Below are 23,018 nucleotides of genomic sequence, written 5' to 3'. Positions count from 1 at the left end.
ACCGCTACACCCCGGTCCGCTTCGCCTGCCCCCCGGAGGCGACGCTGCTGACGCTGGTGGGGCGGGAGTGACGAGGGACACCCTCGCGGCGGGCGGGCCGGTGGCGGTAACCCACACGGCCCACCCCGCATAGCCCGGTATGTCCGGTCTGTCTAGCTTGAGGCCATGACAGCGCCGATACCTCCCATCCCCAGGGACATCCCGGACCTCCCCGCGGTCCCTGGCCCGCCCGCCCTGCTCCCCTCCCCCGTCCCGGCGAGCGCCGTGATCACCCCGGTACGCCGCCCGCTGGTCGCCGCCTTCCGCCTCCTGACGGCGCTGCTGGCCCTGACGGGCGTCACACTCGCACTGGCGACGGGAGGCCCGGCCACCCGGACGATCAGCCACTTCACACTCCAGAGCAGCGTCCTGCTCGCCCTGGTCACGCTCGCCTCCGCCCGCCGCGCCTGGTCCGCCCGCCGCCCCCTGCCGGGCGCCCTCACCGGCGCGGCCCTGCTCTACGTCGTCGCCGCCGGCCTCGTGCACCACCTGCTCCTGACCAACGCGTCGAGCCCCTTCGCGACCGACGCCGCGGCCGCGGGCACCGGCTGGCAAGCAGCCGCGACGCACATCCTGAACACGGCCGTCCCCGCCGCCGCGGCCCTGGACTGGCTGCTCCTCACCACCCCCGGCCGCCTCCACCTGCGCCAGGCCGCCGCGTGGCTGCTCTACCCCCTCGCCTACCTGACCTTCTCCCTGGCCCGCGGCGAACTCCTCCTCCCCGGCACCCAGGACCGCTACCTCTACCCCTTCCTCGACGTGGACGAGCACGGCTACAAGGGCGTCCTCGGCAACGCCCTCCTCCTGGGCCTCTCCCTCTACGCCCTGGGCGTCCTCCTCGCGGCCCTGGACCGCATCCGCCCGAACCCGCTGCGCCGCCGCTGGTAGAACCGGATTTCGTCTCCGGCTCCGGGTGGGCTAAAGTAAACGACGTCGCCGCGAGAGTGGCGACGATCGGGGTGTGGCGCAGCTTGGTAGCGCGCTTCGTTCGGGACGAAGAGGTCGTGGGTTCAAATCCCGCCACCCCGACAGAGAAACACCAGGTCAGGCCCGGTGCTGAGGGATCAGCACCGGGCCTGATTTGCTTTGTGACCCCGTTTTGGGAGCCGTTTGGGAGCCAACTTCCGGAATCCGGCTCCCGGCGGCTCCCAGCGAGCGGCCGTCCGCCGTCCAGCCCGCTCTTTGCCGCTCACGCTGGGAAAGGGTCATCCCTACGGTTGTGCGAGGCCGATCACAGGCGGTACGACGATCGCCATGCACCGATGGTCTCCGTTAAATGACCGGCAGCTCGCACTCCTCACCCGCATCGGGGGCGGAGCCGACCCCGTCACGTCGGACAGCCCAGAGTTCGCCCTCACCGCCCGCGCGCTCAAGGAGCGGCGTCTGATCACCATGCCCAAGCAGGATGGGAAGTGGCGGGCGGAGATCACTGACGCGGGGCGCTTCTACCTGGAACACGGCCATCACCCGGACCGGCCGGAACCGGCGCCGCGTAAGCAGCGGTCGGCGGGTTCCGAGCAACGGACACGACCGGCCCCTCCTCCGCAGAAGCGAGAAACAGCTCCGCCCACGACGAAGCCGGCGCCGCAACGCGCCGCCAAGCCCCCGCAGGCGTCGTCAGCGGAAATCGGAGCCGCCTTGATCGCGGAGGTACAACAGGCTGGGCGGTTCCTCCGGATCCCGAACCCCAGCGACCAGGAGCGAGCCCGCTACCGCAGGGCCTTCGACGCAGCCCGGCAGTGTGCGCCCGAGGGGTACCACCTGAAGTACAGCGGCCGGGCGAAGGGGGACTTTTTCCTCGGTCTGCTCAGGGTGTCGGGTGAGGACGACACCGAGTGGAACCGGATCCGGCTGGCGCGCAGCCGGGTGATCAGCGATGTCGAGGACGTGATCGCCGCTGTCACTGCGGACCACAGCGCCTTCGAGATCTCGGAGGAGGTCCTGCCGCGAGTCCTCTCGCTTCTCCGGCTCCTCGCCGAGCAGGCACTCGCCCGCCACGGCGAGATCACGGTGTCCAAGAAGCGCAAGCAACCGAGGCCCCTGCTCACCGTTCACGGCAGGACGTACGAGGTCGGCTTCCGCGAACGGCAGAAGCAGGTCCGGTACGTGCCCAAGCAGCCGGGCCGACGTACGTACGACTGGCAGCGGGTGACGCCGGCGCACAGGTTCGAGCCCTCCGGCGAGCTGGAACTGCTGATCAGCCAGCACTCGGGCTACGGCTACGGCCACAGCTACGGCTGGAAGAAGGAATGGGCCGACACCGCCAAGAAGCCGTTGGAGGAGCAGGTCGGTTCGGTGTTCCGGGCGCTGAAGGCGCGCGCGGAGGAGCAGGAGCGGGCTCGGCTGGAACGGGAGGCAGAGCAGCGGCGCCTGCGAGAGGAGCGGGAACGGCAGGAGGCGGAGCGTCGGCGTCTCCAGGCGGAGCGGGAGGAGCGCGAGAGGCGGGAGTGGGAGTCCGCCGTCAGTGCCGCCTCAATCAAGGCGGTTCACGCCCTACGGGCGGAGCACTTCGGCACAGCCCTGGAGCAGTGGAAGGTGGCTGGAGAGATCCGGGTGTTCTGCGTTGCTCTGGACGAAGCCGCCGCCATATCGGACGACGCCGTCGAAGCCGAGAGGCTGCGAGAGTGGTCGGCTTGGGGGAAGGCGGAGGCCGACCGGCTGGACCCCACCATGAACGGCAGGGGCCTGGCCGTTCTCGACTTCCACGCGGAGCCGACGGGAGATCAGCTACGGCCCTTTCTCGGCGGCTGGAACCCGCACCGGCCGGAGAGGGAGCAGCCTGCGGCACGGCCCGAGCCGCCGAAGCCGACCCCGGAGCCGTGGCGCGGCTCTATCGACGCACGTCAGGATCAAGGCTGGCGATATGGACGCCAAGGTCGCGCTCAATGGTGGAGGCGATGACGCCGTGCCCACGGTCGCGTAGAGCCTTGACCGCCTTCTCCACCAGCTGGCCGAGCCGGATGACCTCTTCGCGCAGTGCGACCAGCTCGTCGTAGCGCTCAGCTTTGTCCTCGCCGCACCACACCCGGACGGTCCGCAGGACGGCCGCCTCCGCATCCAACTTGCGGTCGTCCCGACGACGGTAGGAGTACCGGGAGGGCTGTGCGCGCTCATGCTCGATGTCCTGTTGCTTGCGGTCCACCTCCGGAAGGATCTCGTCGGCGAGGCGGCCCGCTACCTGACGGGCGACGCGTTCGGTGACCGGCCAGCCGGCCAGGCACATGCCGGCGCGGTCCTCGTGCACCATCGGTTCACTGCGGAGCGCGGTGGCGTCCATGCCGATGAGCGGCGCTGTCTCGTCGAGTCGGCTCAGTTCCAGAACTCCCGCGTCCGCCACCCCTCGGCGGAGGCGCAGCCTGTTCTTCGGCCGGACGAACCCGAGGATCAGGCGCGCGGCCTCGAAATCCGTACCGCCCCGTACGTGGCGTGACGCCTCGGCCAGTCTGAGCTCTGCCTCGTCATCCGCGCGGAACGCGTCGACGTCTGACCACGGTGCTACGAGGCAGCCGGGGCTGACCCATTCCTGCAGGCCGGCGTCATCCCCTTCCAAGAACCGGACATGGACCCAGCCAGACCTGCCACGACCGCCCACTCGCACGACTTCCACCCGCCTGACAGGGCTGCCCAGCTCCTTCGGCCTTGCGCGGTATGCCCAGTGCTCGCCAGTCTCCATGTACCTATTGAGCCAAGTCCGTTGGCCCCGCTACTGGGCAATCGTCGTAACTGCTGGAGTGAGACGGCCGCACGGAGTTGACGCGGCCTCGCGGAGGCATCACGGACATGGCTGTGCCCTCCGGGAGTGGTCGCCGGAGGGCACAGCACTGTTATTGCTACGACTTGACGGACACCCGTGACACCTCGCGTGCCCGCAGGAGATCACTCAGCACGCACACTGGTGACGTGGCACTCATGGCCAAACGTGCGTCGAGTGCTGCCTCCCACTGCTCGGTCAGCCCCAGCATGAGGCGCTTGCGCATGCCTGGAGTGACGTGGGCGTAGCGTGCCGAGACCGAGCCGTCGATGTGGCCCATGCGTTCGTCCATGAGCACCTTCTCGGTTCCCAGGTCCTCCATGATCGTCCGGTGGGTGTGGCGGAGGCCGTGGGGCGTAAGTCCCTTGGCTATCGGGAGCCAGCAGGCGTCGGCCCGTTCGCTGGCACCCCGACCCCGTGCCGGGACACCGGGCCACGGCTCGCCGAGTAGGGGCACCGGCCGTGGCTCCTGTGGTGCCTTCTTCGGGTACCAGCCGGAGACCGCTGGCGTGAACAGCCAGGTTGCGAAACCGTTCCTGCGCCAGTGGGCGGCAGGCTCCGGTACGACGCCGCCCCGGACGAACCGAAGGTCCGCGATGGCCTGCTCGACCTTCTCTCGCGTGGCCTCGGTGACGCGTTCGGGGTGGTTGAGGACGTTGGACACCGTGCCGGTCGAGACGCCGGCACGGCGGGCGACGTCGACGAGCTTCGCGCCTTGGTGGCCGCCTGTGCGGGCCGCGCCCTGTCCTCGGAAGACGTAGGTCTTGCCGTGGCAGGGGCACGGCTTGGGCTTCGTGCGGGCGATGTGGTTGGCGACCAGCGCCGACAGCCAGTCCATCGAGTCGATGGTGCGGTAGCTGTCGTCCTTCGGCGCCGCCGAGCGTGTCGCGATGTTCGCCGCCGCCGCGCCTGACGGAACGCCTGCACGAGGCGCTGGAGCGGGCCGACGTCGACGGCGACCCGCTCCAGGACGAGCTGCTGCTGCGCAAGCTCGCCACCCGCAAGCAGGCCCTCGGCCTCGCCTCCATCACGCTGTCTCCGCGCTGGCAGACTCCGGCCTCGGCCCCCGACCATGAAGGCGGGCACAGCCGCCCGCGCTCCGCCCGCCCGGCACCACTGCCTCGGACAGAGGACGCTGCCCGCCCACACCCATCAGACCCGGGTGACGACGAGGCGCCTCCGGCTGCCCGCTCGGAGCCTGCCCGCCTGGTGCCCGGGCTGCCCGCACGGGCAGAAGCCGAAGACAGCCCGGCGCTTACGGGCAACAGCGCGGGCAGCGTGTCAGGCAGGCGCGAGCGGAAACCGGCTGCCCGGAAGAAGCGCCACACCGGCAAAGCCCGCGCCTCCGATGAGGTCATCCTCAAGCACGCTCGCCGGATCTACGAGGAGACCGGCAGCGTCGGACGCGACCGGGTCGAGGCCGCCCTGCGCGCGGTCGGCTACACCGTCTCCAGCGACGACGTCGGACGAGTCGTCCGCGAGTTCAAGGCCCAGCTCAAGGCCACGGCCGGCGATCCACTCCGCTGATTCCCCAGCACCAACACTCCCAACCAGACCCCGACCCGAAGGGCCCCATGCACACCCCGCACCACGAAGACCCCAAGCCTCACGAGGAATCCTTGCCGACCGCCCCTGCCCCGTCGGGAGCAAGTTGGTGCAGGAGCATTGCTCCCGGCGGGAGCAATGCTCCTGCCTGCCCCGCCCCGACAGCGGTGCGAGCAGATCGGCACCGGGGGGCGCCCATCATTCAGGATGCGACCGAGGGCGGATCGCATCCTGAGAGGGAAGAACCGCGCGCGTGCCACAGCACCGACTGTGCTCACGCCGCTTCGTCGAAGCCCCGTGTGCAGCAGCGTGAGCGTCTGCGCGACGAGAAGAAGCGCGTGCGCCAGCCCAGCTGCCGCATGAATGACGACGAGTACCAACTGCTCGTCCGGGCAGCCGCCGAGTGCCGGATGAGCATGGCCGGGTTTCTTGCCCGCTCGGCTCTCAACGCTGCCCGTGACCTCAACCGCACCACCGCGGACATCGCAGGCAAGAAGGAGATGCTGCAGGAGTTGTTCACGCTGCGGCGGCGCCTCGGGCAGATCGGAAACAACCTCAACCAGGTGGCCAGAGCGCTGAACTCCGGAGCCGAGGCCCCGCAGGCCGAGGCGGTCCTCGCCGCCGTCCAGCGCGCCGCCACGCGGGTCGACGCCTTCACCCAGCAGTACTTGGACAACCAGGCGGCTGCGTGATCCCACGCGTCCATGCCAGGGGCACGCGCACCATCGGCCTGCTCCACTACCTGTACGGCCCTGGCACGCACGAGGAGCACATCGACCCGCACCTGGTGGCTGCATGGGACAGCCTTGCCCCCGATCCCGGCCGAGACCTCGACGCCACGTACGGCGCTCTCCAGCGGCTGCTCGACCAGCCAGTCATGGCCCTGCCCGAGAGCCGACGGCCGACCGAGCACGTGTGGCACCTGTCGGTACGCGCCGCCCCCGAAGACCCGATCCTCTTGGACGAGCAGTGGGGCGAGATCGCCCGCAGGATGGTCGCCGCAACCGGCATCGCACCCGACGGCGACGACGCCGCCTGCCGATGGGCGGCGGTCCGGCACGCCGACGACCACATCCACATCATCGCCACCATCGTCCGCGAGGACGGCCGCCAGGCCCGCCTCCGCCGGGACGGCAAACGTTCCCAGGACGAAGCCCGCAAGATCGAGATCGACTACGGGCTGCGCCGCCTCCACGCCGGCGACGGCACTGCCGCCCAGCGGCCCACCAGCGCCGAACGCCACAAAGCTAAACGGGAAGGCCGCGAGCGCACCGCGCGTGAGGAACTGCGCGAGACCGTCCGCCGCGCCGCCGCAGGCACCGCCTCCACGGAGGAGTTCTTCGATCGCCTGGCCGCCGCCGGTCTGCTGATCCGCAAGCGCATCGCGCCCTCCGGCGACCTGCTCGGCTACAAGGTCGCCCTGCCCGACGACCACAACAAGGACGGGGAGCCGGTCTTCTACTCCGGTTCGAAACTCGCACCCGATCTGTCCCTCCCCCGCATCCGCGAACGCTGGGCCCTGCCCGCGGAGCCCACTACAGCGGATGGCTCCGGGCCGCAGCAGCCCGCCCTGCCGGACATGACGGGTCCCGCGTTCGCGCGCCGCAGGGCCACCGCCGCTACCTGGCAGGCCCTGCTGATCATCGACCAGAGTGACGACGGCACAGCAGCGGCCCAGATCGCTGCGGCGGGTGAGGTACTGGACGCGCTGGCCAAAACGTCCGCCGCCCACACCCGCGCCGAACTCCGCGAGGCAGCATTCGTGTTCGAGCGGGCCAGCCGTTCCCACGTGAGGGCCGTACGCGGGCATGCCCGGACCCTGCGTCAAGCCGCCCGCGACCTCGTCCACAGCGGGCCGGCGCTCGGCCGAGGGGAAGACGGCGCCACCACCGCGATGCTCATCGACATGGCGTTCTTCCTTGCCATCGCCGCGGCGAACTGGCACGCCAAGAACCACCACAGTCAGCAGGCCGCAGCAGCCCGACAAACCGCCGAGCATCTGCGCGCCGCCTACCAGGCCGCTGCGCGGGAGCCCCTGGCCGCACTGGGCCAGCGAGGCCGGCGCCTGGCCCCGCGCGTCCGGCAGCGGCAGGCCGACCTTGTTCACCACGTGCTACCCGAGCTGGCAGAACGGATCCTGGCCGAGGGCGGCTGGTCCGCACTGGCCACCACCCTCGACGACACCCGGAAGGCCGGCCACGACCCGGCAGCTCTGCTGGCCGACGCTGCCCGGCGGCGCGAGCTCGACACCGCCACCTCGATCAGCGACGTCCTCGTCTGGCGCCTGCGCCACAGCGCCCACCTGCCCACCCTGTCCGAAAGCTCTCACGAGGCACTCACCCAAGGCAGTCACCGCCAGAAGCCCTCAGTGCCCAACACGCCGCTGGCGCAGGACACCGCGAACTCTTCCAGCCGCCGCCGCTGACCGGAAAGCGACGCAACATAGCCGACGATCGCCGGTTGGGCAAACCGGCGATTCTCCCGACCATTGATGTCTCACCCACCCACTCCCAGGAGGAGCTCCCGTATGCCCAAGACCCAAGCACGACCGGAGACCGTCGTCCTGTTCTGCGACACGGACGCCGAGCGCCGAATAGAGACCGGCAACTGGTACCACCTCGACGGGCGCCCGTTCAGCAAGCACGAGCAGAGCCTCATTGACGAGGTCACTCGCGACGATTTCGCAGAGGCTAGGACGCAGCTCAAGCGCTACGAGGACTACCGGCGCACTCTGGACGGAGCCCCGGATGCCCTCGACCAGTTCTTGGCCCCGTTCTGGGATCGGCTCGACGTGAAGATACTCGGCAACGCTGTCGAGCTCATGAATGAGGACGAGCGAGCGGAGCTCGATCGCCTCCTTGGGCTTATCGTCGACCCAATCCGTCCCTTCACCCCCTACGCCTTCTAACCCTGGCCCCCGCGCCGATACGTACCCCACGCGCTGGTGACCAGCTCCGACGACCGCTCCGGCATCTGGCACAGAGGCGTGTGCGTTCCAAGCGATAGCCGGTAGGACTCGTCACGCAGAACGAAGCATCAGGCGTGGAGGCGGACCGCTCTCAACAACCTCAAGCCGTGACGCATGAGGACGCCGACCAGGGCACAGCAACATAAAGCCGGGCCTCCCCGAGGGGAGGCCCGGCTTCCATGCGTTGGATGGCCTAGCTGGCTGGAGCGCGCAGGAGGCGGTCGCGTGTGCTCTCCGGGAGCACCCGGCGCAGGACCGGTGCGCTGGAGCTGAGGGAGTCGGCGAAGGCGGCGACGAGGTCGTGCGGCACGCTGCTGCTGAACGAAGCGGCCCACAGGTAGCCCGCGCCGAGCACCGGCTCGGCCCACGCCTGCCACCCGGCCAGGACCGCCTCGCCAGCCTCAGCCAACAGTGCCAATGGATCGCCATCCTGGATGAGGGGCGGCACCTCGCCGAGGCGAAGGTGGGAGGCGAACGTCGGATCCACCGCGCCCGTGCCGGGCTGGTCTACGTCACGCAGCCAACCGTGTGCCGTAACCACGTCAAGGACCAGCTCGGGGCCACCAAGCGGCAGGACCGGCTGATCGCGGGCGTCGAGCGCGGTGAGGAAGGCGCCAAGGGCCTCTCCGGGGACCTCCGGGGTGAAGTAGGCCGACCACTGGGCGAGCGGACCAGCCAGATTCGAACGAGCGGACACTTGCCAGGCCGTCGGCAGGTTGCCCAGGTGGAACGGCTCGTCCGGCAAGACCCACTGCGCCCACCGCAGGGAATCGGGGCTGATGTGCAAGACGATGCTGCGCAGGACCTGACGGTCCTCCGGCGCCTCGTCCGGCTCCCGGCGCCCACGGACGAGCGTCAGGCTCGTCCAGCCCAGGCCGGCGAGCGTGTCGGCGACGGCGTCAAATGGGCGCCCGTCGTCACCGGCCAAGTGCCGGGGGCCAACCCAGCAAGCGGACGGGACGCTGGCCGGAGCGGGTGGATCGATCGGAAAGTCGGGATGCAGGTACGCCTCCAAGAGCTTGGTGATTTTGATACCGCCAGCGGTGCGCAAGCTGAACGGGTACTGGGTCGACTGCGCCGGAGTCTCAGGAGGACGAACGTCCAGGGCGTCCGAGGGCGTCGACTCGAGCCTCTGACGGTTACACCGGCGGAGAGGTCTCCAGGACGCGAGCGACTGCGGCGGCAACGATGTCGGCTGGCGTCTCGGTGTCGAAGGTCATCTGGTAGCCGCGTACCTTGGCTGTTCCGGCGACGGCGATCTTCCATCCCTCGCCGTCGGTGCCAGGACGCCCGAACGGGAACCACCCGAGGTAGAAGCGACCGTCCTTCGAGTTGACGTGTACGTCCGCGCGGTCGTCCACGACGAGGCGGAAGTCGTCGGCGGAGAACTGATCCATCACGAGCGTGGCCTGACCCGGACCGAGCAGCCACTCACGAAGCCGCAGGGCCTCGACGGTGGTGGAGAATCCGGGACTCGAGGACGCCGCAGTCACAGGCAATCACCTCTTTGACCTGGCGCTTTGCAAGAAGGTCGTCCAGGTTCACATGCCGCTGCGACGTTGGCCAGTCCTTCGTGGATCTTTGCTGTCTGCCGCCGGCGAACTGAGATGCAGAGTTGGGCGACCTCTGGCTCCCCCGCTGCTACGGTCGCTTGTATGTCGCTCCCGGTCTCCACGAGCCAGGCTGTTGACCTACGCGTACAGCCGGTTGACGAGATCCTGGACCGCGTCGCGCGGTCTCTTCAGGTGCGTTTCCTCCCGGACACGGTGGTTCGCAAGCGCCGGTCCGTGGGCGCCCGGACAGACCGTGAAACTTGGGTTCGCATCGAACGACGCCTGCTCGACAAGATCACCGATCAAGGATGGAACGGCGCCGAGTGTGCCGCCCGCCTGGATGGCGTCTCCCAGCCGACATGGCGGGGATGCGTGGTCTGGCGGGACACGAACGCCACGGTGATGTGGCGGGCCGACGAGACCGACCTCCTGCCGGCCCGTCCCGTCGGTAACGCCGTTTTGAGTGAGGACCCCGAGATCCCGAACGAGTGGTGGGCTGGATTGAACGCCTCCCTGGGCGCGCTGGCAGCGCACCGAACCGGGCGGGTCGCTACACCGGATACCGACACCATCACCCAGGCGTCGGTCACCGAGTCCATTCGGGCCCTCTTTTCCGGTGACTTCGAGACGACTGTCCAGCGTTGGGTGCCGGCCCACGCAGACCTGAACTGGGCCAACGTAACGGCGCCGGTGTTCAGTCTCTTTGACTGGGAGGACTGGGGCAACGCCCCGCAGGGGCTGGACTCCGCCTCTCTATGGGGGAGTTCACTCGCCGTCCCTTCTCTGGCCGACCGTGTACGGCAGGAGCGTCGACAGGACTTCGAAAGTCGGGACGGCAAGCTGATGACGCTGTTCGTCTGCTCGAAGATCCTCGGACCGTATGCGCACCCGGAGGATCCTCGGTTGGAGCCCGCGCGGCGCATGGCCGAGCACGTCATCGACGAGCTTCAGACAGGGTGATCACGTGTGCGGACGCGGAGGAGTCTGCGGTACTCCTGGACGGTCCGCTCCTCCACCTGGCCTGCCAAGGCTCCTAGGAGTTCCCGCAGGTGAGCCGGTTCATCGGTGCCCACAGCGATGGAGGCGACTCGCGGTAGGTGGTAGGCGGTTCTGAACGCCGCCTGGACGGGGGAGAACCAGCCGACGTCCTGAAGGAAGAGGCGCGGGTCGACCTTGTCCCACACAGGGGCACTCGTGCTGCCCCCGAAGGCGCTCATGCCCCAAATGTCACCGCGATTGAGGTCCCACGCGTCGACGAGGGTGTCCGATGCGTCCAGCGTTTTCGCACCGACCAGCAAGCCGGCGCGGACCATGAGAACCGACGGCCTCGGCACGGTCACGTCGACCAGACTCAGCAGCGGGGACGGATCCCACGACGCGACGCCCCATGCAGCGCACAGCCCCTTCTCTGTGGCGTCCTCCAAGGCGGTACACGCCGCGGCGAGCGCCTCCTTGTGGTGCGGGCCAGTTTCCCGGAGCGATTGTTCCGGGTTGTGCAGGAACACCAGATCCGGCTCCCGACCGAGGTCCTTGGCCACGTCTTCCACGGCCGAGGTCAGCCGTAGGGGATCCAGTGAGTGCTCCGCCCCACCGTGCCCTGGGAAGTAGCCGACCTTCGTGGAGACCGTGAACTTCGGCAGCAGGTCATCGGCGATCCCGGCCAGGATCCGGTGCGAGCGGAAGCCGAAGTAGTTGGTGCTGGTGTCGAGCGCGGTGACGCCCAGATCCAGCGCTCCGGTCAGAAGCCGGCGCTCGTGACGAGACCGGTGTAGCCCGAGGACAACTCGGGGGTCAGGACCGCGCACAGCTCCTCCTCCACCAGGATCCCGGCGACTTCTGCCGCGTCGGCCCCGACTACGGCCACGGCGTGTTCCAGCACGACCGGCCTACCGCTCAAGAGCAGACGCAGCGCCGGCAAAGCCTTGGCCGCGAGGGTCAGCTTCTTCCCCGCGGCCAAGACGTCGACGGTCTCCCCGCTCTCCCGGATCCGCGGAGGGAAGTGGGTGGTGCACACCACGGCGTCGAGCGGCCCGAGTATGTCGAGAAACGGCACGTGCCGAGGCAGTGTCGTCTCCTGTTCGTACGCGACCAAGTAGTCGGCCGGGGAGCGCGCGTCGAGCAGTGTCGCCGCGGCCTCGGTCAGAGACGCGCCGTCGGGACCTCGCCAGCGGTCGAGATCGTGCCTGAAGATCTCGCGCTCGCGGCACCAATCGGCAAGCCAGGCGAGCCAATTGGCGCCGGTGCGTTTCGTGATGCCGAAGGTGACGTGGAGGCTCTTCCCCGAGCCGCTGCCGGTCCGGGTCGCCTGGTGCCAGTGGCCTCGGGGGATGTGCATGACGTCGCCCGTCCTCATCACGCCGGACCAGATGATCTCGTCACTCGGGGTGTTGTTTGGGTCGGAGTCCCGGTACATGGGGACCTTGCGGGAGGCGGCTCGCACTTCCCATTCCTTTTCGCCTGCGAGCTGCACGATCACGACGTCGTGGTCGTCCCAGTGCAGGGGAAATCCGGCGGCGTCGTTCGTCGTCAGGTACGCGTTGACCTGAACACGCTCCTGGGACCACCACTGCAGCGCTCGGCACGCGACCTCCATCGTCGGGTCGAAGACGTTGGCCTGGTCGAGGATGAGCGTCGCGCCGTCTCGCAGGAGGTTCCCGAGGCTGCGCATGTTGACCATGGGGATGCTCTGGCCTCGGGGGCTGACGCTGTCGGTGTAGTAGACGGCGGGGTGCACCTCCACGCCGTTCTGGAAACACCGGAACTGGGGGCGGTTCAGGCTTCTGCGCATGGCGATGTCGAGCAGCCGGTTGGGGGTCAGGAGGCGGGAGAGCAGTGCGGAGTCGTCCAGCTCGCCCCGCGCGAAGTCCTTGCCCAGCTCCGCGGCCCCACCCCACCCGAGTGCCGTCTCGATCGCTTCGATCAACCGATGTTCCATCGCTGTGCCTCCAACGGTGTGGTCACCTGATGCGGACACGGCTGGGGCCGGCACGGCCATCCGTGACGGCCCCAGCCGCTCGTGCGTACCTACTCGCCGTCGTGCAGGTTGCCGTCGCCGCCCGGCCACGGCGCGTCGCCGGAACTTCCGGAGTTGTCGGAACGGAGACCGTCGTACCGGTCGTGCACGGCGGTAAGCTCTTCGACCGCCATCAGCAGGCCGCTACGGGCCGGCTGTGACGCCGTGCGCTCTTCCACCTCGTGCTCCTTCCTCTTCGGGTCTCCCACCAGGGGCCCGGCGGGAGGTCATGGCCGCCTCACGGCCCTGGGGGAGACGGGTTCCGTGAGGCGCCGGTCTATCGGGTGGCACGGTGAGCCGCAGCTCTGCGCCTACGGCCAGGCGGCTCGGCTGCTCACGGGAGGACGGCCACGTCCCGGCGCATGTTGGCCTCCAGGACGCGCTGGTCCAGTTCGTACAGGCATGCGCGGCACGCGAAGAGATCCGCGTGTATGCCGCTCGACCGAACGGGCCCGATCCACGTCACCTCGACGTCGTCGCGGCCACACCACAGCCAGCACTCGCCGTGCTCCTGCCATCCGTGCCGGTCCCACAGGGCATACGCCGTCGGCTCCCCGGTGACGGGGTCGATGTCGCGGCGGGTGGGGCGGAAGACCACGTCGCGGTCCGGCAGCGGACCCGCTCGCACTGCGTGCCTTCCCATCACGCGACTGCCGACCGCGGCGACTCAGGCTTGGGTCCGACCCGGCCCTCGGCCCGCGTCGCGGATAAGTCGCGCGGCCCGGCTTCGGCAGGGCCCACCTCCACCGCCATGGGCAGCGCCATCTCCGCCCACACCCGCTTACCGGGGCCGACGGACTCCCAGGCACAGCGCGTCGCGAGTAGCCGGACCAACGCCAAGCCGCGCCCGTTCTCGTCGTCCGCTTGTGCACAACGGCTCCGCGGGACCGCCGGGTGGCCGTCCAGGACGTCGATGACCAAGCGGCCGGGTCGGCTGGACAGCCCGACGGTGATCGGCCCCGTCCCGTGGACGACGGCGTTGGTCAGGAGTTCGGAGGCGACCAGTCGGATGGCGTCGGCGGTCGCCTCGTCCAGCGGCACACCCCATGCGCGCACCTTGTCGACGATCTCGCGTCGAGCCGGGGGCACCTCGGATGCGGTACCCGTGAGGACGAACCGATGGACGAGCGTGGGCATGGCGGACGCCTCCGAAGAGCTGGAGAGCGGTTCCATCCCCGACGGGGACGCGGGAATGGAACCACCGATCTGAGGAGCCTCTCCGCGAGCGTCCAACCGAGTTCGCTCGCCGACGGCTGATACCCAGTCAACGGCGCAGATCGGCCCACCGGAACGTTTCTAGGGGGTTTCTGCCGGGGACGCCCTCCCCGTACTCGGACACGGGAAGTAGCCTTCCAACTACGCCTTGAGCGGACGACAGGAGTGATGACGTGCCTACCGAGCCGTTAGCAGTCCACCCGCTGACCTTCCTCCTCCAGACGCGCGGGTGGGGCAAGGCCGAATTCGCCCGGCTCATGCAGGAGCACGGGAGGAAGCTCGGTCTCCCGCTCGCGACCAACCGGACGACTGTATGGAAATGGGCACAGGGCCAGGAGCCGGACGCGGACGCCCAGCGCGTCCTCGCAGACCTGCTGGGCGTGCCGTACGAGCAGGCGCGCGCGGAGGGATGGCCCCGCTGGCTCCCCGTCTGGGAGGTGACAGGGCTCACCGCTCCGTGGACGGAGGCCGGTACCGTCGAGGCGTTGTCCGACCTGGTCGGGAGTGGACGGATGGATCGCAGAGGCTTCCTCACCATCACGGGAGCCGCCCTGACCAGTCTCGCGGCGAGCTGGGTGGACGCGCCCTCCGCCATGGCCGCGGCGCTCAACGGTGACCGGGTCACGGACACGATGGTCTCGACGATCGAGCAGCGCATCAGTACTCTCCGCACGCTCGACGACCAGCTCGGCGGCGCTCGACTGCTGGAACAGGCGCGAGGCGACCTGGCTCTGGTCACCGGTCTCCTCGGCGGTGGCCGTTACACCGACGCGGTCAGGATCCGGCTGTACGCGTTGGCGGCCCGGGTGTCGCACCTGACCGGTTGGATGGCCTACGACGCCGGCCTGCGTTCCGCGGGCCAGCGCTACTACGTCGGCGCCCTGCGCAGTGCCCGCACCACCGGCGACGATGCCTTCGGCGCTTTCATCCTCGCGGAGATGGGGGTGCACGTCTCCGAGGCGGGACGCACCGCCGAGCGTGTCGGCCTCGTCTCGACCGCAATCGACAATGCGCCACACTCCCTGTCGCCCTGCACCCGGTCGTTCCTCTACCTGCACAAGGCGGAGGCCCTCTCACGAGACGGCGCGCACCGCGAGGCGGGCAGGGCCCTCAACCGTGCCACCTCGCTGTGGGAGCACAGGGAGACGGACGACAACCCCGACTGGCTCGACTGGTTCGGTGAGGCACAGCTGCGGTCGACCGAGGGGAAGGTGCTGTTGCGTTCGGGGCAGCTGGAGCGGGCGACCAGTTCCCTGGAGACTTCCGTGACGAGAGCCGCTCCCCGGGACAAGGCGGTACGGTCGAGCCGTCTCGCAGAGGCGCGGCTCGCCGGTGGTGACCTGGAGGGGGCATTGGACGCCGCGAACTACGGCGCCGCGCTCCTGGAGGACAGCGTCAGCTCCATTCGGGCCCTGGACCGCCTCAGAGAGTTCTCCACGAAGCTGGAGCCGCACAGGTCAGTACCCTCCGTCCGCGAGTTCCGCGAACGGTTACTGGAACTGTCCGTCGCCGCCTGATGTCGACTACCCGGCCACCGGGCAAGCGCCGGTCTCCGTGAGGACGGCTGCGAGACTGCCAGGATGGCCGACATGACGATGATCTACGGCGAGGTGGCACCCGGATTCGAGTCGGTACGGGCGGCGTTCGCGAAGAACTTCACCCGGCACGGCGACCTCGGCGCGGCGGTGTGCGTGTACAGGAACGGCCACCCGGTGGTGGACTTGTGGGGAGGCGTGGCCGACGCCGAGACCGGCCGTCCCTGGACGCGGGACACACTGCAACTGGTCTATTCGGCGACCAAGGGGGCGACCGCCACCGCCGTGCACATGCTGGTCGAGCGCGGCGCGCTCGACCTGGACGCACCCGTCGCGAAGTACTGGCCGGAGTTCGCCGCGAACGGCAAGGCGGACATCCCCGTGCGCTGGCTCCTGTCCCACCGGGCCGGCCTCGTCGCGCTCGATCACCCGGTGCCGTTGAAGGAGGCGCTGGCCTGGCACCCGATGGCGGAGGCACTGGCCGCTCAACGCCCCCTTTGGACTCCGGGTACGGCGCACGGCTACCACGGCCGGACCTGGGGCTGGCTGGTCGGCGAGGTGATCCGACGAGTATCCGGCCGCTCGCCGGGACGCTTCTTCGCCGACGAGATCGCGGCTCCACTGGGCTTGGACTTCTTCATCGGCCTGCCCGCCGGCGAACGCGACCGAGTCAGCCGCATGGCGTACCAGCGGCCAGACGTCGACCTCACCACCTTGCCCGCCGAGTCGGTCCCCGAAGAACTCCGCGAACAGGTCGTCGCCTGGCGGGACCCGAACTCATTCAGCAACCGGGCCTACGCGGTCACCGACCCGGCCGCGATCGACTTCGACTCACCGGAGGTACAGGCCGCGGAACTCCCGGCCTCCAATGGCATCGGTACGGCCCGTGCGCTGGCCCGCATGTACGCCGCGCTGATCGGTGAGGTGGACGGCGTGCGCCTGCTCTCCTCGGCCGCCCTGGCGTCGGCGACCGAGGAGCAGGCCGGCGGGAAAGATCAGGTCATGCTGATCCCCAGCCGCTTCAGCGCCGGGTACATGCTGCCCACCGAGAGCAACCCGATGCTGGGGTCAAGCTCATTCGGCCACACAGGTCGAGGAGGGTCGCTCGCCTTCGCCGATCCGGAGCACGGTGTCGCCTTCGGGTATGCGATGAACAACATCGTCGGGGGCATCGACGATGTGCGTGCGTCCTCCCTGGTCGAGACGGTGCGCGAGGCTCTCGCGTAGCCGGTCGGCGTCCCTGGCGGTGAGACCGCGGGAGATTCTTCGGTCATCCGCTTGGCCACCCGGGGCGATGGACGCCAGGCACCGCCCTTCGACCCGACCTGCGTCAGCCGGGCATCGCCGTAGCGCGCCCGTCTGCCGCCGGCGGGACCCTTCGAGATCCTCGGCCCCGGAGCAAGCACACCGCTCTGTCAGTACCCGCCGCTACTGTCGTGATGACGCATAGGGGAGCGAGTCCAGGGAGAGGGCCGGCTGTGGGTGGGAAGCTGCGGGTGGGACAGGTCTACCGTTACGCGAGCGGCAAGGACCCGAAGCCGGAGTCGCTCGACGGCTTCCCGAACTTCCACCACGTGACGCACTCGTCGGGCCACAAACGGGCTCTTCTGGAAGCCGGCATCAACGGGATGGCCAAGGTCTCCACCCCCGACGGCATACGGCGCCCGGCGATCCTCATCCGCTCCAGTCCCTGGAAGGCCGGCACCGAGCAGACGCCTTGGCACGACGTCTTCGACATGGACAACGGCCACGTCCGCTATTTCGGCGATCACAAGGCCGGTTCGAGCGTTCCGCCCGGCACGACCACCGGCAACGCCGCCCTACTAGACGCCTTCACCGACCACCAGGGGCGTACCGCCGATGAACGAGCCGCCGCCACGCCTCTGCTGCTGTTCCGCGCAGTGCCCCGGAACGGCAAGCCAAAGGGCCATGTGGCGTTCTGTGGGCTCGGCGTCATCGAGCGGACCGAACGGTTGGTGCAATGGGGAGGCCGCGAGCACACCCCGTTCGTGAACTACGTCTACGACATCGCCCTCATCGACCTGACCTCCGAGGACGACACGGTCGACTGGGAATGGATCGGGGCCCGCAGGGACAAGGGCGTGTCCCACGCTCAAGCACTCGACCTCGCGCCACGGGCATGGCGGGAGTGGGTCAAGCACGGTTCCTCGGCCCTCCCGGGACTGCGTCGCCGGGTCGCCCGGGCTCAGGTGGCCAAGGTGCGTGATCAGCGCCCGAAGCCAGGCAGTGGTGAAGCGGCGGACCTGGAAACGATCTACAAGTACTTCGACGGCCGCAAGCACGACTTCGAGGCTCTGGCCGCCGCGGTGGCGGCTCGTGTACTGCGTGGGGCGGGTCACGGGTACGTGGAAGGCTGGCTCACACGTCGGTCGGGTGACGGCGGAGCCGATTTCGTCGGACGTCTCGACCTCGGCGGCGGAAGCGGCCTGGCGGGCACGAGCCTCGTCGTGCTCGGGCAGGCGAAGTGCGTCAAACCCGACACACTCATCACGGCGGAGCAGATCGCCCGGGTGGTAGCCCGGCTCCGACGCGGGTGGATCGGGGTCTACGTCACCACCGGCGCCTACTCCGAGTCGGCACAGACCGAGATGGTGGAGGATCAGTATCCGATCATCCTCCTCAACGGCACGAGCCTGGTCGCGGAACTGCGGAGCATGGCCAGGGACGACCACGGCGGCGACCTGGCGGCGTGCATCGAGCACGTCCTCGCCGGACGGGAGGTCGCGATCACGAACCGACGCCCCGAGGAAATCCTGCTGCAGTAGCCGGCCACCGGCCGTCCTTACGCACGGTGAACCCCGGCAGCTCTTCTTCCAGGGTGAACGCGCCTGACGGCACTCGGGGATTCACCCTCCGGCCACCACGGACAGCGACTCCCGGAACACGCCTTCCAGCTCTTCGTCGAGTACTTCCGCCGGCAGCGAGTCGAAGGAGATGAAGGCGTTGAGCCTGAGCACACGCATGAGGAAATCGCGGAGTACCCGCCTCTCCGCGTTGGGCGGAACGTCGAGCGTTTGCCACACCCTGACGATCGCCCGCACCAGATGCGGGCTCCCGCCGATCGAGGTGCGTCGGGCGTAGATCTGGTCGAAGTCCGACTCGTTGAGCACGGACAACGAGGCGTAGAGGTCCTCCCTCCCTCCGTCCTCGTCGTACAGAAGGTGTGCTCGCCACCACAGCCGGCCGAAGACGTGGCGTGTGACGTCGGTCCCCAGCACCCGGTCGCGATGCAGGTCCGCGAATCTCCACGCGGACACGTCCGGCAGGACGACGAGGGAGAGGAAGGCCCAGAGGTCACCCGCGACCGCCTCCGCCGGAACGATGCCCGAGTCTCGGTGGAGGACCGTCGCCACGTCGATGTCGAAACCCGCCGCCTGCCTCCTGCCGGGTTTGGCGGGATAGCCGCGTTCGGTGGCGCACGCGAGCACCGCCTCGCGTAGGGAGCCGAGGCTCCGCTCGGGAAGACGGGACCCGCCGGTGGCCGCGTAGAACATGGCCGGGTGGGAGAGAGCCGAACGATCACGCAGATACTCGACGGAACGGTGTAGGCACTCCTCCCGGAGGTTGGCCGCGGCCGCGGGCAGAAGCCGCGGATACAGGTGGACCATCACGTTTCCTTGGAGAAGAGGCCGACGGCGTGCTGGATCTTCGCCGAGAAGAGCGCCGGATCCGTGCGACGTGTCATGCGCAGGGAGGTGAGGGATGTACCGGGGAGGAAGGTACGCAGAAGGCCGAGCAGTGTGTGACCGAGCGTGTCCGGCTCGAACCGGGACGAGTCCGTCAGCTCTTCGTCGGACACGGCCCGCTCGATCATCAGGCGGACGACGTCCTGTCGGACGGCGGACTGGATGAGCCGTTCCGCGTATGACGCCTTCTCCGCGCGGCGAAGCGCGTTGAGCACGACCGGCGTGCCGCTGTTCACGAGCAGCACGACGGCGCCCATCGTCGCCGCCTCCAGGTTCGGACCGACGTCGAGGTACCAGGGAGCGTTCTCCGGGTAGCCGGCACTCTTGAAGTCGACCACGGCCATGGGGAACTGCGACGCGTCGCCCTGCAGCCGCACCCCGGCCCGGTGCTGCCAGAGCACGGACCCCGCGCGTCGGGGGCCGGTCGGATCCGGATTGTCCAGGGCCTTCGCGAGAACCAGTTGGGTGTCGAGGGACAATCGGCCGCCGCTGTCGCGTCCGATCACGGTGAACGAGAGCTGTGCCGATCGGATGCCCCCACCGTGCAGTGTGATTCGGTGGGCCAGTCGCCGGAGGCCGCTGCCGGTGGAACTCCAGATCGCGGAGAGGGCGAGCTCGGCCTCGTATGGGAGTCCGGCCGAAGCCCTGACTGCGTCGAGGTCGACCTCGACCACCGTCTCGAGGGACAGGTCTCTCTGGAAGTCCCAGTCGGGTATGAAGGAGGGCAGCGGAACGGCTTCCCCGTCCTCGGACTTGAGGGACCACTCGGACATCGTCACCGACCCGACGGCCGCGCTGCGATAGGGGTAGGCGCGACGATTCACCGATCGTCACCCCCTGCCTCGGCCACGACCGTCACCTCGGTCATGGTGTCGGGGGCCGGCCGGACGACCAGCGACCAGACCGTGCCGTCACCGCCGACCGTGTGCAACGAGGACCCGTCAGTCACGGGTCCGCTCCCCGCACGCCATCCCAGCACCGTGGGGATCGACGCTCCGATGGGCGGCTCCGTCTCGACACCGCGTCCGTCGCCCAACGCGACGGCGGGGCGACCGTGGACGACGTAGGAGCCCGCGTCGGGCAGGATGAATCGCTGGACGATGACGGCTTCACCGTCCACGACGTCGTGTTCGGGGGCTCCGTCGTACAGAACGCGCCGGCGACCGGGAGGGACGCCGGATCCTCCTCTGGGGCCGGGGCTCCCGCCGGCTCCGGCCGGCCCTCCGGAGCCCCGTCCGGTGCCCGACGAACCTCCCGGGGGCGTCGTATCCGCGGCGAATACCGCCTCCGCCCCCTCCCCCGCCGTACCCGCCATGAGTCCAGCCATGAGTCGGCTCATCCCCGCGAGGGAGACACCTTCGCCCGCCTCGTTCGCCACCCGGGCCGGCCCGGAAGCCTCCTTCATCGCGTCGTTGATCTTCCGGAGGGCGTGCTTGGCCAGGCGCTGGTCGTCGCCACTGAGCTTGTCCACCAACCAGGCGTCGTGCGATGCGGGCTCAGCCGCCGCGAAGACCCGGTCCACTGCGGCGTCGGCACGGAAGACCGCGGCGTAACCTCCGCTCTCCTCGAAGAACGGGGGACCTTCGAGGTACTTCACCACCAGGTCGACCGGCCGCATGAGACACGTGTGGTGAAGCCGGTCCCCGATACCCGCCTCCTGCGCCACCCGAGGGGGCCTTCCCTGCGGGGAGATGAACTTCCGCATACCGAGTCGGCCGAGGACGCGCCCCATGGACTTGTGCTCGACGAGACGGGTCATGTCGTCGTAGGCCCAGACGAACGGTCGCAGGTGGGGCACCTCCGACGGCCTGGGAACGGGGACGGCCAGGCCCTCGTGGTGGGCGGAGAAGCGCATGGGGGCGTCTCCTCCCTCCGGGAGCATCTTCGGCCAAAGGTTCCAGACCATCGCGTCGACGATCCACCTCATGGCCTCGGCGTCGTCGCGTTCGCCGAAGACCGGGTCGAGAATCGCGACGGAAGTCCCGGTGTCGCCGTCGGGGAGGGAGTTCAGGCCGAGACTTCCGGCGACCTCGTCCGCTTCATCCCCGAGCAGCGGCTCGACGTAACCGCGGCGGACCCTTCCCCAGAAGTGGCGGCCGGTGAACGTCTTCGCACCGTCGTCACCTTCCACGGTGTAGCTCTCGTGGACCGCCCACCCGATGAGTCGGGTCTCCAATCGGTCGTCCACCCGACAGCGCGTGTGCACGATCACCGTGTGCGATGCGGAGAGGAGGTGGAAAACCGCCTTCCCGAAACCGTAGGTGCCACCACGGCCGGTGACCTTGCTGGAGCTGCCGGTCTTGCGGACGAACGACGCGAAGTCCGACTGCCCGGGAACCGCGACGTCGGCGCGGGTGGGTCCGCCCAGTCCCCTCGTCCCCGTGTCGGTCACGGTCAGGATGCGCGGGGCGGGACGTGCCAGCGAGGCCCGGAGCTTGAGGTGTCGAAGCTGAGGCGCGCCCGCGGCCAGGAGTTCGCGCCACACCGGAGCCTCACTGGGCCCGAGGGTGCGCAGTTCCACTCGGTAGTTCACCGGACCATTCCCGGTTCGTGCGTCCCAGCTGTTCTGAGCCGACTCCCTCACCAGAAGTGTCAGCGGGTCGAGCTCGGTGCCGTCGAGGTTCTTCAAGGCACCTTCGGCCGTCCCTCCGCCGCCGGGGGCGTAGGGCTCGGACGACCAACGCGGGGATTCCGCGCTCATGGCGTCCACCCCAGCTCGTCCAGGAAGGCATCCACGGACGCGTCGTCCAGCACCGGCGAGTGGACACCGGCCAGGTCGACGGTGTAGCGAACGTCCAGGAGTGCGTCGGGTACCGGCTCCGTCAGCGAAGCGGCCGTGAGGCGGGGGAAGGCCCCGTCGACCTCGTACCAACGTTCTTCAAGCGGTGACACGCGCAGTGCGCCTTCGTCGTCCGTCTGTCCGTGCCGATAGCCGACACGTGCCAGTCGAAGCCACAGCTCCGACTCGTCGTCGCACATCCGGGCCGCCTCCGCGGCGAGCTCACCGACGGTCCGCCCCCGCGGGCTCTTTTCGAACCGCTGCCAGGCCAGCATCAGACGACCGTCCTGCGGTGCCTCCAGCTGGTCGAGTCCGTGGACGTCGAAAGTCCTACGCTCCGAGGTCGTGTGCGTGCTCTTCACCTCCACGGCGCGGAGGCCGTCGGAGAAGTCGTGCCGTCCTCCCTCGGGGCCGGTCCACCACCTCACGGCGCCCGGGTCCTTGACGAGCAGGCGGAGGAGGACCGACAACTCGCCGATGAGGCCGATCTCCTGCGTCTCGGTGAGCGTGCGGGGTATGCCGCTGAAGAGCTGACGCCAGCGGTTCACCACCGCCAGCGTAGTGCGGTAGGGCTGCCGCCCGTCCGCCTCCAGTGCCACGAGGACGTCGGCGCACAGCCCCGTGAAGACGTCGTCGAGATCCCTACGGGTGCAGACGATGTCCGCGAAACGTCCGTAGGTCTCGTCGTCCTGCAACGCCCGCTCCATGACGCGGAGTGTTCCGCCGATCCGCCCGGTGGGGACACGTCGACGTCCCCGGAGGGGGATCAGCAAGTGACGCAACGAGTCACCGTCGGTAGCCGCAGCGACCGCCCCGTGCTCGGTGACGACGGGGAGCGGAGAGGTCCTGAGAGCAGCTCCTGGGCCGAGTGGGGCGAGATCCAACTCGGCCCAGTGCCGGTCGAGCACACGCC

Annotated in this window: 21 protein-coding genes, 1 tRNA gene and 2 pseudogenes; 11 read left to right on the top strand and 13 right to left on the bottom strand. The window is 69.2% G+C overall.

The window, feature by feature from the left end:
• Positions 1-165 precede the first annotated feature (165 nt).
• The 3 genes and pseudogenes from RIF68_RS01005 to RIF68_RS00995 all read left to right on the top strand — a co-directional run bounded on the left by RIF68_RS01005 (position 166) and on the right by RIF68_RS00995 (position 2,940).
• A pseudogene (locus tag RIF68_RS01005) lies at positions 166-961 on the top strand (Pr6Pr family membrane protein).
• 33 nt (positions 962-994) lie between these two features.
• A tRNA-Pro gene (locus RIF68_RS01000) sits at positions 995-1,068 on the top strand.
• A 225-nt stretch (positions 1,069-1,293) separates the two neighbouring features.
• Positions 1,294-2,940, top strand: a complete 1,647-nt coding sequence (locus RIF68_RS00995) for a PE-PGRS family protein (protein WP_100455334.1) — start codon at positions 1,294-1,296, stop codon at positions 2,938-2,940.
• Here the strand turns inward: RIF68_RS00995 and RIF68_RS00990 are convergent.
• Both RIF68_RS00990 and RIF68_RS00985 read right to left on the bottom strand, forming a co-directional pair.
• Positions 2,870-3,712 carry a PE-PGRS family protein gene (locus tag RIF68_RS00990; protein ID WP_309049188.1) on the bottom strand — a complete coding sequence of 281 codons (843 nt, stop codon included), beginning with the start codon at positions 3,710-3,712 and terminating at the stop codon, positions 2,870-2,872. The two genes, RIF68_RS00995 and RIF68_RS00990, sit on opposite strands and share 71 nt — an antisense overlap.
• Before the next feature lie 157 nt (positions 3,713-3,869).
• Positions 3,870-4,661: pseudogene (locus RIF68_RS00985) on the bottom strand (LacI family DNA-binding transcriptional regulator); the annotation flags it as partial.
• Positions 4,662-4,672: 11 nt separating this feature from the next.
• On the opposite strand from RIF68_RS00985, the gene RIF68_RS00980 reads away from it, so the two are divergent.
• From RIF68_RS00980 to RIF68_RS00965, 4 genes are all read left to right on the top strand, one after another.
• Entirely contained in the window at positions 4,673-5,317 is a 645-nt protein-coding gene (locus RIF68_RS00980) for a hypothetical protein (RefSeq protein ID WP_375165653.1), read from the top strand.
• 356 nt (positions 5,318-5,673) lie between these two features.
• Positions 5,674-6,027, top strand: coding sequence for a plasmid mobilization relaxosome protein MobC (gene mobC, locus RIF68_RS00975; protein ID WP_234328491.1), 354 nt, complete (start codon positions 5,674-5,676; stop codon positions 6,025-6,027).
• Positions 6,024-7,760, top strand: a complete 1,737-nt coding sequence (locus RIF68_RS00970; RefSeq protein ID WP_309049187.1) for a relaxase/mobilization nuclease domain-containing protein — start codon at positions 6,024-6,026, stop codon at positions 7,758-7,760. The genes mobC and RIF68_RS00970 overlap by 4 nt, the downstream gene beginning before the upstream one ends.
• Positions 7,761-7,862: 102 nt before the next feature.
• Entirely contained in the window at positions 7,863-8,243 is a 381-nt protein-coding gene (locus RIF68_RS00965; RefSeq protein WP_100455327.1) for a hypothetical protein, read from the top strand.
• Between the two features lie 253 nt (positions 8,244-8,496).
• Here the strand turns inward: RIF68_RS00965 and RIF68_RS00960 are convergent, their stop codons facing one another.
• Both RIF68_RS00960 and RIF68_RS00955 read right to left on the bottom strand, forming a co-directional pair.
• Positions 8,497-9,318: a DUF317 domain-containing protein gene (locus RIF68_RS00960; protein WP_309049189.1), complete on the bottom strand. Its 822-nt coding sequence runs from the start codon at positions 9,316-9,318 to the stop codon at positions 8,497-8,499.
• Positions 9,319-9,442: 124 nt separating this feature from the next.
• Positions 9,443-9,796, bottom strand: coding sequence for a DUF317 domain-containing protein (locus tag RIF68_RS00955; protein WP_100455326.1), 354 nt, complete (start codon positions 9,794-9,796; stop codon positions 9,443-9,445).
• 162 nt (positions 9,797-9,958) lie between these two features.
• Between RIF68_RS00955 and RIF68_RS00950 the strand changes: the two genes are divergently transcribed.
• On the top strand, positions 9,959-10,816 hold the full coding sequence (locus RIF68_RS00950; protein WP_100455325.1) for a hypothetical protein: 858 nt from the start codon (positions 9,959-9,961) through the stop codon (positions 10,814-10,816).
• Here RIF68_RS00950 and RIF68_RS00945 read toward each other — a convergent pair.
• The 5 genes from RIF68_RS00945 to RIF68_RS00925 all read right to left on the bottom strand — a co-directional run bounded on the left by RIF68_RS00945 (position 10,804) and on the right by RIF68_RS00925 (position 14,006).
• Positions 10,804-11,661, bottom strand: a complete 858-nt coding sequence (locus tag RIF68_RS00945) for an aldo/keto reductase (protein WP_309049186.1) — start codon at positions 11,659-11,661, stop codon at positions 10,804-10,806. The genes RIF68_RS00950 and RIF68_RS00945 overlap by 13 nt on opposite strands.
• Positions 11,595-12,791 carry a JmjC domain-containing protein gene (locus RIF68_RS00940; RefSeq protein WP_309049185.1) on the bottom strand — a complete coding sequence of 399 codons (1,197 nt, stop codon included), beginning with the start codon at positions 12,789-12,791 and terminating at the stop codon, positions 11,595-11,597. Before RIF68_RS00940 ends, RIF68_RS00945 begins: the two co-directional genes overlap by 67 nt.
• Before the next feature lie 89 nt (positions 12,792-12,880).
• Complete coding sequence (locus RIF68_RS00935; RefSeq protein WP_158716767.1) at positions 12,881-13,048, bottom strand: hypothetical protein; 168 nt, start codon at positions 13,046-13,048, stop codon at positions 12,881-12,883.
• A gap of 155 nt (positions 13,049-13,203) precedes the next feature.
• Positions 13,204-13,497, bottom strand: a complete 294-nt coding sequence (locus tag RIF68_RS00930; protein ID WP_230535790.1) for a hypothetical protein — start codon at positions 13,495-13,497, stop codon at positions 13,204-13,206.
• 14 nt (positions 13,498-13,511) lie between these two features.
• Entirely contained in the window at positions 13,512-14,006 is a 495-nt protein-coding gene (locus RIF68_RS00925; protein WP_309049184.1) for an ATP-binding protein, read from the bottom strand.
• Between the two features lie 251 nt (positions 14,007-14,257).
• Here RIF68_RS00925 and RIF68_RS00920 point away from each other — a divergent pair, with 251 nt between their 5' ends.
• The 3 genes from RIF68_RS00920 (at position 14,258) to RIF68_RS00910 (ending at position 18,405) form a co-directional block, all read left to right on the top strand.
• Positions 14,258-15,601, top strand: coding sequence for a transcriptional regulator (locus RIF68_RS00920; protein WP_309049183.1), 1,344 nt, complete (start codon positions 14,258-14,260; stop codon positions 15,599-15,601).
• 72 nt (positions 15,602-15,673) lie between these two features.
• Complete coding sequence (locus RIF68_RS00915) at positions 15,674-16,846, top strand: serine hydrolase domain-containing protein (protein ID WP_309049182.1); 1,173 nt, start codon at positions 15,674-15,676, stop codon at positions 16,844-16,846.
• Between the two features lie 251 nt (positions 16,847-17,097).
• Entirely contained in the window at positions 17,098-18,405 is a 1,308-nt protein-coding gene (locus tag RIF68_RS00910) for a restriction endonuclease (RefSeq protein ID WP_100455321.1), read from the top strand.
• Between the two features lie 81 nt (positions 18,406-18,486).
• Here the strand turns inward: RIF68_RS00910 and RIF68_RS00905 are convergent, their stop codons facing one another.
• The 4 genes from RIF68_RS00905 to RIF68_RS00890 all read right to left on the bottom strand — a co-directional run bounded on the left by RIF68_RS00905 (position 18,487) and on the right by RIF68_RS00890 (position 23,013).
• The gene (locus RIF68_RS00905) at positions 18,487-19,248 is read right to left on the bottom strand and encodes a DUF6339 family protein (protein WP_100455320.1); all 762 of its coding nucleotides are present in this window, start codon (positions 19,246-19,248) and stop codon (positions 18,487-18,489) included.
• The gene (locus RIF68_RS00900; RefSeq protein ID WP_151168959.1) at positions 19,248-20,150 is read right to left on the bottom strand and encodes a hypothetical protein; all 903 of its coding nucleotides are present in this window, start codon (positions 20,148-20,150) and stop codon (positions 19,248-19,250) included. Before RIF68_RS00900 ends, RIF68_RS00905 begins: the two co-directional genes overlap by 1 nt.
• Entirely contained in the window at positions 20,147-21,859 is a 1,713-nt protein-coding gene (locus RIF68_RS00895) for a hypothetical protein (RefSeq protein WP_309049181.1), read from the bottom strand. Before RIF68_RS00895 ends, RIF68_RS00900 begins: the two co-directional genes overlap by 4 nt.
• A 164-nt stretch (positions 21,860-22,023) precedes the next feature.
• Positions 22,024-23,013, bottom strand: coding sequence for a PD-(D/E)XK motif protein (locus RIF68_RS00890; protein ID WP_238156425.1), 990 nt, complete (start codon positions 23,011-23,013; stop codon positions 22,024-22,026).
• Positions 23,014-23,018: the final 5 nt, after the last annotated feature.

The sequence above is a fragment of the Streptomyces sp. genome, assembly GCF_031178505.1.
Taxonomy (GTDB): domain Bacteria; phylum Actinomycetota; class Actinomycetes; order Streptomycetales; family Streptomycetaceae; genus Streptomyces; species Streptomyces gulbargensis.
This window is presented reverse-complemented; position numbering and strand designations above follow the sequence as displayed.

Bases quoted from the DNA above. Each gene is read 5' to 3' on its own strand.
- RIF68_RS00950 (WP_100455325.1), top strand. From the start codon at position 9,959: ATGTCGCTCCCGGTCTCCACGAGCCAGGCTGTTGACCTACGCGTACAG.
- RIF68_RS00925 (WP_309049184.1), bottom strand. From the start codon at position 14,006: ATGCCCACGCTCGTCCATCGGTTCGTCCTCACGGGTACCGCATCCGAG.
- RIF68_RS00940 (WP_309049185.1), bottom strand. From the start codon at position 12,791: ATGGAACATCGGTTGATCGAAGCGATCGAGACGGCACTCGGGTGGGGT.
- RIF68_RS00995 (WP_100455334.1), top strand. From the start codon at position 1,294: ATGCACCGATGGTCTCCGTTAAATGACCGGCAGCTCGCACTCCTCACC.
- RIF68_RS00905 (WP_100455320.1), bottom strand. From the start codon at position 19,248: ATGGTCCACCTGTATCCGCGGCTTCTGCCCGCGGCCGCGGCCAACCTC.
- RIF68_RS00965 (WP_100455327.1), top strand. From the start codon at position 7,863: ATGCCCAAGACCCAAGCACGACCGGAGACCGTCGTCCTGTTCTGCGAC.
- RIF68_RS00915 (WP_309049182.1), top strand. From the start codon at position 15,674: ATGACGATGATCTACGGCGAGGTGGCACCCGGATTCGAGTCGGTACGG.
- RIF68_RS00990 (WP_309049188.1), bottom strand. From the start codon at position 3,712: ATGGAGACTGGCGAGCACTGGGCATACCGCGCAAGGCCGAAGGAGCTG.